Annotated in this window: 6 protein-coding genes; 1 reads left to right on the top strand and 5 read right to left on the bottom strand. The window is 71.5% G+C overall.

From position 1 onward, the window contains the following. A partial coding sequence (locus ACR2JA_RS04915) for a substrate-binding periplasmic protein (RefSeq protein ID WP_434007995.1) occupies window positions 1–723 on the top strand: 723 nt, incomplete at its 5' end. A 162-nt stretch (window positions 724–885) separates the two neighbouring features. On the opposite strand, the gene ACR2JA_RS04920 is transcribed toward ACR2JA_RS04915, so the two are convergent. From ACR2JA_RS04920 to ACR2JA_RS04940, 5 genes are all read right to left on the bottom strand, one after another. After that, complete coding sequence (locus ACR2JA_RS04920) at window positions 886–2007, bottom strand: helix-turn-helix domain-containing protein (protein ID WP_434007996.1); 1122 nt, start codon at window positions 2005–2007, stop codon at window positions 886–888. A gap of 256 nt (window positions 2008–2263) precedes the next feature. Then, window positions 2264–3337 (bottom strand): XdhC family protein, encoded by a 1074-nt coding sequence (locus tag ACR2JA_RS04925; protein WP_434007997.1) that lies wholly within the window; start codon window positions 3335–3337, stop codon window positions 2264–2266. A gap of 22 nt (window positions 3338–3359) precedes the next feature. Next, window positions 3360–3941 carry a CoxG family protein gene (locus tag ACR2JA_RS04930; protein WP_434007998.1) on the bottom strand — a complete coding sequence of 194 codons (582 nt, stop codon included), beginning with the start codon at window positions 3939–3941 and terminating at the stop codon, window positions 3360–3362. 28 nt (window positions 3942–3969) lie between these two features. Then, on the bottom strand, window positions 3970–5151 hold the full coding sequence (locus ACR2JA_RS04935) for a vWA domain-containing protein (RefSeq protein ID WP_434007999.1): 1182 nt from the start codon (window positions 5149–5151) through the stop codon (window positions 3970–3972). A gap of 7 nt (window positions 5152–5158) precedes the next feature. After that, on the bottom strand, window positions 5159–5746 hold a 588-nt coding region (locus ACR2JA_RS04940), incomplete at its 5' end, for an AAA family ATPase (protein WP_434008000.1).

Raw genomic sequence — 5746 nt, forward strand, 5'->3', positions numbered from 1 at the left:
GACAACGCGCCGTTTTCATCCGGTCCCGCCCATGACATGACCGGCCTCGATGTGGGCCTGGCCGAGGCGCTGGCGAAACAGCTGGGGCTCAAGCTCTCGCTGCTGCCGTTCGACGCCGGCGAGAACATGAACGACGACCTGCGCAACATGGTCTGGCGCGGTCACTACCTGGGTTATGGCCCGGCCGATGTGATGCTGCAGGTGCCGGTGGACCGCTACCTGATCAACGAGAACCGGCAGGCGCTGATCTTTGCGCCCTACATGCGCCAGGTGCCGGTGCTGCTGTTCGACGCCCGCAAGCTGTCCGATGTGCGCAGCCCGGAAGACCTCAAGGGCCTGCCGCTGGCGGCCGAGCGCGGCGCCGGGCAGGCCAGTCTGCTCATGGGCTACGGTGGCGGTCTGTTGCGCAACCAGGTGTCCATCCAGCCCAGCGGCCCGGCCGCGGCGCAGCAGGTGGTCGACGGCAAGGCCGTGGCGGCCTATGTGACGCGGGCGCAGGCCGAATCGGTGCTGGCCACGCTGAGCCCCCGGCCTGACCACTTCAAGCTGACCGAGCTGGTGCTGGGCAACATCCCCGACCGGGGCTGGCCGGTGGGCATGGCCATCAAGGCGGGCAACAAAGACCTGGGCCAGGCCATCGAGACGGCCATGCAGCAACTGCGCAGCTCGGGCGAGCTGCTGGCCTTGTTCCAGAAGCAGGGGTTGACGCTGACTGCGCCATAAGGTGCTCCCCCCGCGCCGCCTTCGGCGTCACCCCCCAGGGGGCAACGCGTGTGGCCCGGCAAAGCCGGTTCCACCGCGTTCTGGACAAAGACATTGCTCGCCGGCCACACCTGGGTTCATGCAAGCCCTCGGGCTAGCTTGCCTGGGTGATTCGGAGCGGGCTCAGCGCTTTTTCAGCTTGCGGTAGACCGTGGCGCGGCTGATGCCCAGGGTGCGGGCGGCCTGCATGACGTTGCCGCGGGCTTCGTCCACCGCCTGGCGGATCAGCGCGGTTTCCAGGTCTTTGAGCGGCACCGTGGCGCGGGCGGGCGGGCTGGTCACATCGGCGGGGCGCACCTCGCGCGGGCTGCTGCCGTGCACCCTCGCCAGCACCTGCACCCGCAGGCCCGACCACAGGGGCAGCTCGGCCGCCGGGCGCTGGGCGCGGGCAGCGTCGAACAGGTGGTCGGTCGAGACCGCGAACACGTCGCTGCAGTGCGGCCAGGGCGCGTCCGTCAGGCCGAGCATGTGGGCGGCCGCGCGGTTGGCGCCGGTGATGTGCCCGTCGGCACCGACGCCGATCAGCCCGTCCCCGTCGGCCCCCAGTGTGTGGCCCGGCCAGTTCAGGCGCAGCAGCAGGCGGTGCGGTTGCGCCAGCAGCAAGGCGTTCTGGATGCTCAGGGCCGACTGCGTGACCAGGTGCTTGAGCGCGGGCCGCTCGGGCACGTGGACGCCGGTCAGGTCCAGCATGCCCACGCAGCGGCCGTCGGGCCCGAACAGCGGTGCGCCGGCGCAGCTGTAGGCGCTGGTGTCGTCAAAAAAGTGTTCGCCCCGGTGCAGCCACACCGGTTGCTGCTCGGTCAGCGTGGTGCCGATGGCGGTGGTGCCTACCGCGCGTTCGGAGAGGTCGACGCCCACCCGCGCGATCAGGTGCGCCAGACGGTTGTGGTGGTCGATCGGGCCGTTGGCATCGATCACCACGCCCTGCGCGTCGGTGAGGATGGCGAAGTAGCCCGTGTCGGCCATGGCGCGCGCCAGCGACCGGATGACCGGGGCCGCCGCGCGCAGCAGCGGCTGGTTGGCTTCCAGCGCGTGGCGCATGGCCGGGGCGGACACGGCGTCGAACGTGATGCGCTGTTGCGGGCGCAGGCCCTGCGCCAGGCAGCGCCGCCACGACTGTTCGATCCAGGGCGCCACCCGCGGGCCGCCCATGAGCGAACCCTCGCCGAACAGGGAACGGCGCGCGCTGTCGATCTGGTGCAGACGCTGGGCTTCGGCCAGGCTGACGGGGGCTGGTGGCGTCACGGTGTGGGGGCGGCTGGGGGGTGAAAGAGGGCCGTCGCCGCGCGCACAGACCACTGTGCGCACCCCCCATGGCCCAGGCGGTGCCGGGCGGCGTTCGGGAGGCGGCGGGTGTTCAGCGGCATGGTGATGGCGGCGTGGCGGGGCAGGCAGGTGTGTCACCCGGACCGGCGGTCGACTGTTGCAGGATGCGACAGTCTCGCCGATGCCGGGCCGGCTTGCACTCGGTTCTGCAAGTCATGTGCCACGGCGCCCGCGCTCAGGCCCGGGACGGGCTGGCGCACACCGGCCCGCTGGCCGGGGCCACGGCGTCTTTGGCCGGGCCGACCTGGGCGTTCCGCGGCAGCACCACCGCGTTCTTGCTGGCCAGCACCTCGGCCATGATGCTCACCGCGATCTCCGGTGGCGTCTTGCTGCCGATGTAGACGCCGATGGGGCCGCGCAGGCGGGCCAGGCTTTCCTCGGTCTGGTTGAAATGCTCGATCAGGCGGGCGCGCCGGGCTTCGTGGTTGCGCCGGGAGCCGATGGCGCCGATGTAGAAGGCCTCGGACGCCAGCGCTTCGAGCAGGGCGAGGTCGTCGAGCTTGGGGTCGTGCGTGAGGGCGATGACGCAGCTGCGCCGGTCCACATGGAACTCGCGCACCACGTCGTCGGGCATGCCGCTGGCCAGCGCCACACCGGGCAGCTGCCAGCCGCCCCGGTACTCTTCGCGTGGGTCGCACACGGTGACCGCGAAGCCGCAGAACAGGGCCATGTTCGCCAGGTACTCGGTCAGCTGGCCGGCGCCGATGAGCAGCATGCGGTATTCCGGACCGAAGCTGTTGCGCAGCCACACGCCGTCGTCCTCCAGCGGCCGCGGTCCTGCGCAGGGGCCCTGCTCGACGCGGCCGGTCGCGATCTCGGTGTGCCGCTGCATCAGCTGACCGGTGCCCAGCGCGCGCACCAGTTCGTCCAGCAAGGCGGCCACGGGGTTGAACTCCAGCAGCAGTTCCAGCGTGCCACCGCAGGGCAGGCCGAAGCGGTGGGCCTCGTCGGCCGTCACGCCGTAGGTCACGCGCTCGGGTGGGCCGGTGGGGATGTCGTGCGTGATGCCTTCGCGGGCCGCTGCCCCGGCGGGCACGTTGGCCCGGCTGTAGCGGTAGATCAGGTCGTCTTCGATGCAGCCGCCCGAGACCGAGCCCACCACGGCCCCGGTGTCGCACAGCGCCATGATGGAGCCGACCGGCCGGGGCGACGAGCCCCAGGTGCGCACCACGGTGGCCAGCAGCGCGCGCCGGCCTTTGCGGCGCCACTGCAGCAGGGCGCGCAGCACGGTGAGGTCGAGGTTTTCCATGACCGGTCCCGGCGTCGGCTGCTCAGCGCAGCGCCATCCAGGCCAGGGCGGCCAGCACCACCGCGCCCGCGGCCCAGGCCCAGCCGGGTATGCCGCCGCCCGGCGCGCCGGTGGCTTCGGCGGCGGTCGGGGCGGCGGTGCCTGCGGCCGCTTCGGCCGGCGGGTACAGGCGCTGCAGTTCGTTGTCGAAGCGCTTGAAGAAGTCGTCGGCCAGGGATTTGGCCGCGCTGTCGATCAGGCGTTGCCCCAGCTGGGCGATCTTGCCGCCGACGGTGGAGTGCACGGTGTAGTTCAGCTCGCAGCCACCATCGACCGGTTTGAGGTCGACCTTGGACTGGCCTTTGCCGAAGCCGGCCACGCCGCCCTGGGCGTCGAAGTTGAGCTGGTAGCCGTGCGGGGCGTTGATGTCGCTGAGCTGCACCTTGCCGGCAAAGCGGGCCGCCACGGGGCCGATCTTGATGGCGGTGGTGACCGCATAGCCGCCTTCCGTGGCCTCGAACTTCTCGCAGCCCGGGATGCAGACCTTGAGGATCTCGGGGTTGTTCAGGGCTTCCCAGGCCTGCTGCTGGGTGCAGGCGAGGGTGCGTTGTCCTTGCATGTCCATGGGGTGTGTCTCCGGTGTGGGATGGGGGTTATCGGGGGCGCCGCTGCAACAGCCTTGCCATGGCATCGGCCAGGTCTTCCAGGCGGCTGAGGTTGTGCACGGCCAGCATCGCGTCCGCATGGCGGTGCAGCACCATCGCCCCCTGGGCCAGGGGGGCATAGCCGTCGAAACGCAGCAGCGGGTTGAGCCAGAACAGCTGGCGGCAGTGGCGCTTGAGCCAGGCCATTTCCGAGGCCAGTGCCTCGGGTTCGCCGGTGTCCAGGCCGTCGCTGATGAGCAGCACCACGGTGCGGCGGCCAACGAACTGCCGGGCGTGGCCCTGGCGCAGCGCGGCCAGCGATTCGCCCAGGCGCGTGCCGCCGGCAAAGTCGTTGATGGCGGCGCTTGCGGCGGCCAGCATCTGGTCGCTGTCGCGCAGGCGGAAGGCCGGGCGCAGGTCGGTCAGCCGCGTGCCGAAGGCATAGGCCGCACAGGGCCGCCCGCGGGTGGCGCTGTGCAGAAAGGCCAGCAGCAGCCGGGCGTAGCGCTCCATGGAGCCGGAGACGTCCACCAGCACCAGCAGCGGCAGGGGTTGCGGGCGGCGTTCGCGCCGGGGCAGCCACAGCAGTTCGCCGTCGAGCTGGCGGATCTGGCGCAGCGCGGCGGCCCAGTGTGGCCGTTCGCCGCGCCGGCCGGGCAGGGTGCGCCGGCCGGTGATGGGCGGCAGGTCCAGCGGCACCTCGCGCACCAGCTGTTCGATCAAACGGTACTCGCTGGCGTTGAGGCCGGCGAAGTCGGCATGGCGCAGCCGCTGCAGGGTGCTGGCGGTCATGGCGGCGTCCAGTTGCACCTGGCTCTCCTGCCGTGGCGGGGCCTGGCCCGGCAGGCGCGGCGGCGCCAGCGCTTCCTGTACCCGCGCCTTGCGCTGCGGGGGCTGGGCTTCGCGCACCTTGGGCAGCATCTGGGCCAGCAGTTGCTGCGCCAGCTCGGGGTTGCGAAAGAACGCCTGGAACAGCTGGTCGAACACGTCCAGATCCTGCTGGCGGCTGACCATCACCGCGCGCAGCGCGGCGTGCAGGTCGTCGCGCCGCTCCAGGCCCACGAGTTGGGCCGACCGCAGGGCCAGCGCCAGGCGGCTGCTGTCCAGCGGGACGCCGGCCCGCCGCAGGGCCCGGCCGAACCCCGTGACGTTGTCGGGCAGCTTGCCGCTGCGGGCGTCGCCGAGTTGCATGCCGTGGTCAGGCGGGTGCGCTTTCGGGCTGCAGCAGCTGGTCGATCAGCGGCAGCAGGGCCGCCACGTCCTCGCGCTGCTTGAACAGGATGCCGGCGGTGTCGCGCACCACCTCCGGGTCCAGCGTGAGCGTGTCCAGCGCCACCAGCGCCTTGGCCCACTCCACGCTTTCGGCGATGCCGGGGCTGCGCTGGAAGGCGTTGACAAACGGCAGCGAACGCAGCCGGGCCACGAACTGCGACACCTGCGCCGAGAGCGCTTCGCCGGCCTGCGGCACCTGGCCGCGCACGATGGCCAGTTCACGTTCGCGCTCCGGGTAGTCCAGCCACTGGTAGAGGCAGCGGCGCTTGACGGCGTCGTTGAGGTCGCGTGTGCGGTTGCTGGTCAGCAAGGTCAGCGGCGCGGCCTGGGCGCGGATGGTGCCCAGCTCCGGGATGCTGACCTGGTATTCACCCAGGTATTCGAGCAGGAAGGCCTCGAAGGGCTCGTCGGCCCGGTCCACCTCGTCGATCAGCAGCACCGCACCCGGCGCGGGCGCCTGCAGCGCCTGCATCAGGGGCCGCCGGATCAGGTAGCGTTCCTGGTAGACCTCGCG

This window comes from Hydrogenophaga sp., assembly GCF_051007235.1.
Classification (GTDB): Bacteria; Pseudomonadota; Gammaproteobacteria; order Burkholderiales; family Burkholderiaceae_C; genus Hydrogenophaga.